Annotated in this window: 4 protein-coding genes and 1 pseudogene; all 5 read left to right on the plus strand. The window is 65.9% G+C overall.

The window, feature by feature from the left end:
• Positions 1-118 (plus strand): annotated as a pseudogene (locus EET03_RS10205) (pyridoxal 5'-phosphate synthase lyase subunit PdxS); the annotation flags it as partial.
• A 9-nt stretch (positions 119-127) separates the two neighbouring features.
• Positions 128-964: an acyl-CoA thioesterase II gene (tesB, locus tag EET03_RS10210; protein ID WP_063469334.1), complete on the plus strand. Its 837-nt coding sequence runs from the start codon at positions 128-130 to the stop codon at positions 962-964.
• Complete coding sequence (pdxT, locus tag EET03_RS10215; RefSeq protein WP_063469333.1) at positions 961-1,557, plus strand: pyridoxal 5'-phosphate synthase glutaminase subunit PdxT; 597 nt, start codon at positions 961-963, stop codon at positions 1,555-1,557. The genes tesB and pdxT overlap by 4 nt, the downstream gene beginning before the upstream one ends.
• 184 nt (positions 1,558-1,741) lie before the next feature.
• Positions 1,742-2,497 (plus strand): YebC/PmpR family DNA-binding transcriptional regulator, encoded by a 756-nt coding sequence (locus tag EET03_RS10220; protein ID WP_075542571.1) that lies wholly within the window; start codon positions 1,742-1,744, stop codon positions 2,495-2,497.
• A gap of 165 nt (positions 2,498-2,662) precedes the next feature.
• Positions 2,663-2,878: PE family protein (locus EET03_RS10225; protein WP_136625675.1), on the plus strand; the 216-nt coding region annotated here is incomplete at its 3' end.

The raw sequence follows: 2,878 nt of genomic DNA on the forward strand, positions 1-2,878 counted from the left end.
CTTCTACGACGACCCCGACGTACTGGCCAAGGTGTCACGGGGGCTGGGCGAGCCGATGGTCGGCATCAACGTCGAACAGATCGCCCAGCCGCACCGGCTCGCCGAGCGCGGCTGGTAAGAACCTTCCGTGGCGATCGAAGAGATCCTCGACCTCGAGCAACTTGAGGTCAACATCTATCGCGGCAGCGTCTTCAGTCCGGAGTCAGGTTTTCTGCAGCGCACGTTCGGCGGCCATGTCGCGGGTCAGTCGCTGGTGTCCGCGGTGCGCACCGTCGACCGGTCGTATCGAGTCCACTCGTTGCACGGATACTTTCTTCGGCCCGGAGATGCCAAGGAGCGCACCGTTTTTCTGGTCGAGCGCACTCGAGATGGCGGATCGTTTGCCACCAGGCGGGTCACTGCCATCCAGCATGGGGAAATCATCTTCAGCATGGGCGCGTCCTTTCAGACCCATCAGCAAGGCATCAGCCACCAGGACCAGATGCCGGCGGCGCCGCCGCCTGACGATCTGCCCGGATTGCGCTCGGTGCGGGTATTCGACGACGCCGGTTTCCGGCAGTTCGAGGAGTGGGACGTGCGGATTGTGCCGCGGGAGCAGTTGCAGTGTTTGCCCGGCAAGGCTTCTCAGCAGCAGGTGTGGTTTCGCCACCACGATCCGCTGCCCGACGATCCGGTGCTGCACATCTGCGCGCTCGCCTACATGAGCGACCTCACCCTGCTCGGTTCGGCACAGGTCACCCACCTCAAGGAGCGAGAGCATCTGCAGGTGGCATCGCTGGACCACGCGATGTGGTTCATGCGGTCGTTCCGCGCCGACGAATGGTTGCTGTACGACCAGTCCTCGCCGTCGGCCGGCGGCGGTCGCGCCCTCACCCACGGGAAGATCTTTACCCAGCGCGGTGAGTTGGTGGCGGCCGTCATGCAGGAGGGGCTGACTCGTTATCGCCACGGATACCAGCCGTGAGCCCGCCGAAGATCGGCGTCCTGGCACTGCAGGGGGACACCCGGGAACACCTTGCGGCACTGCGTGAAGCCGGAGCCGAGCCGATGCCGGTGCGCCGCCGCGACGAGCTGGACGCGGTGGATGCGCTGGTGCTTCCGGGCGGCGAGTCCACGACCATCAGCCATCTGCTGCGCGACTTCGAATTGCTGGCGCCGCTGCGGGCGCGACTGGCCGAGGGCCTTCCCGCGTACGGCGCGTGTGCCGGCATGATCCTGCTGGCCAGCGAAATCCTGGACGCCGGCGCCCGCGGCCGCGAGGCCGTGCCGCTGCGTGGGATCGATATGACCGTGCGGCGCAACGCCTTTGGGCGCCAAGTCGATTCGTTTGAGGGCGACATCGCGTTCGCCGGCCTGGACGACCCGGTGCGTGCGGTGTTCATAAGGGCGCCATGGGTCGAGCGGGCCGGCGAGGGTGTGCAGGTGCTGGCCCGGGCCGCGGGCCATATCGTCGCGGTGCGGCAGGGCGCGGTGTTGGCGACTGCGTTCCACCCGGAGATCACCGGCGATCGTCGTATCCATCAGCTGTTCGTCGACATCGTCCGGGGTCGGCGCTGACGTCTCATCGGGCGCCTTCATGTGCGCACCATCATCGAGCCTGTAATTTTGCCGGCTCGCACTCGAACTTCCCCTGCAGAATTACAGGCTCGGTGGGCCGGAGCCGGCCAGACGACCAGCACCTGCGGTCCACGTAGACTCGTTGGGCGAAAACAGAACCCAAAAAGAAGAGGTAAGACAGCGGATGAGCGGCCATTCCAAGTGGGCTACCACCAAGCACAAGAAGGCCGTCGTCGACGCCCGTCGCGGCAAGATGTTCGCCCGGCTGATCAAGAACATCGAGGTCGCAGCCCGTGTCGGCGGCGGTGACCCGGCGGGCAACCCGACCCTGTACGACGCCATCCAGAAGGCCAAGAAGAGCTCGGTGCCCAATGAGAACATCGAGCGGGCCCGCAAGCGCGGCGCCGGTGAGGAAGCCGGTGGCGCCGACTGGCAGACCATCATGTACGAGGGTTATGCGCCCAACGGCGTGGCGGTGTTGATCGAGTGCCTGACCGACAATCGCAACCGGGCCGCCAGCGAGGTGCGGGTGGCCATGACACGTAACGGCGGCACCATGGCCGATCCGGGGTCGGTGTCCTATCTGTTCTCCCGCAAGGGCGTGGTCACCCTGGACAAGAACGGCCTGACCGAAGACGATGTGCTGACCGCGGTGCTGGATGCCGGTGCCGAGGAGGTCAACGACCTGGGCGACAGCTTCGAAGTGGTCGCCGAACCAGGTGATCTGGTCGCGGTGCGCACCGCGTTGCAAGACGCGGGGATTGACTACGAGTCGGCCGAAGCCGGTTTCCAGCCGTCGGTCAGTGTGCCAGTGGACGTCGACGGCGCCCGCAGGGTATTCAAGCTCGTGGATGCGCTGGAGGACAGCGACGACGTGCAGAACGTGTGGACCAATGTCGACGTGTCGGACGAGGTGTTGGCGGCTCTCGACGAGGAGTAGCGACTCTGGTGGCCTGCGTTGGCCTGCTTCTGTTGGAAGTCTTTGCATCGGTGCGAATGTGATGGCAATCACGTTGACGTCGCGTTAGGCTGCGGGCCTATCGGGCGCGGTTGTCGATTAGTGCCTGCGGCTTATCCGGTGTGGTTCGGAGGTGCGGTGGTTTGCGTGTCGTTTGTGATTGCGGTGCCGGAGGCGCTGGCCTCGGCGGCGTCGGAGTTGGCGGGTGTGGGGTCGGTGTTGGGTGCGGCGAATACGGTGGCGGGGGCCTCGACGACGGCGGTGGTGGCGGCGGGCGCTGATGAGGTGTCGGCGGCGGTGGCGGCGGTGTTTGGGGCTTATGGGCGGGAGTATCAGGCGCTTGCTGCGCGGGTGGCGGTGTTT

It is taken from the genome of Mycobacterium innocens, from assembly GCF_900566055.1.
Classification (GTDB): Bacteria; Actinomycetota; Actinomycetes; order Mycobacteriales; family Mycobacteriaceae; genus Mycobacterium; species Mycobacterium innocens.

Excerpts from the sequence above, each read along its gene's own strand:
- EET03_RS10220 (WP_075542571.1), top strand. The coding sequence starts at position 1,742 with ATGAGCGGCCATTCCAAGTGGGCTACCACCAAGCACAAGAAGGCCGTC.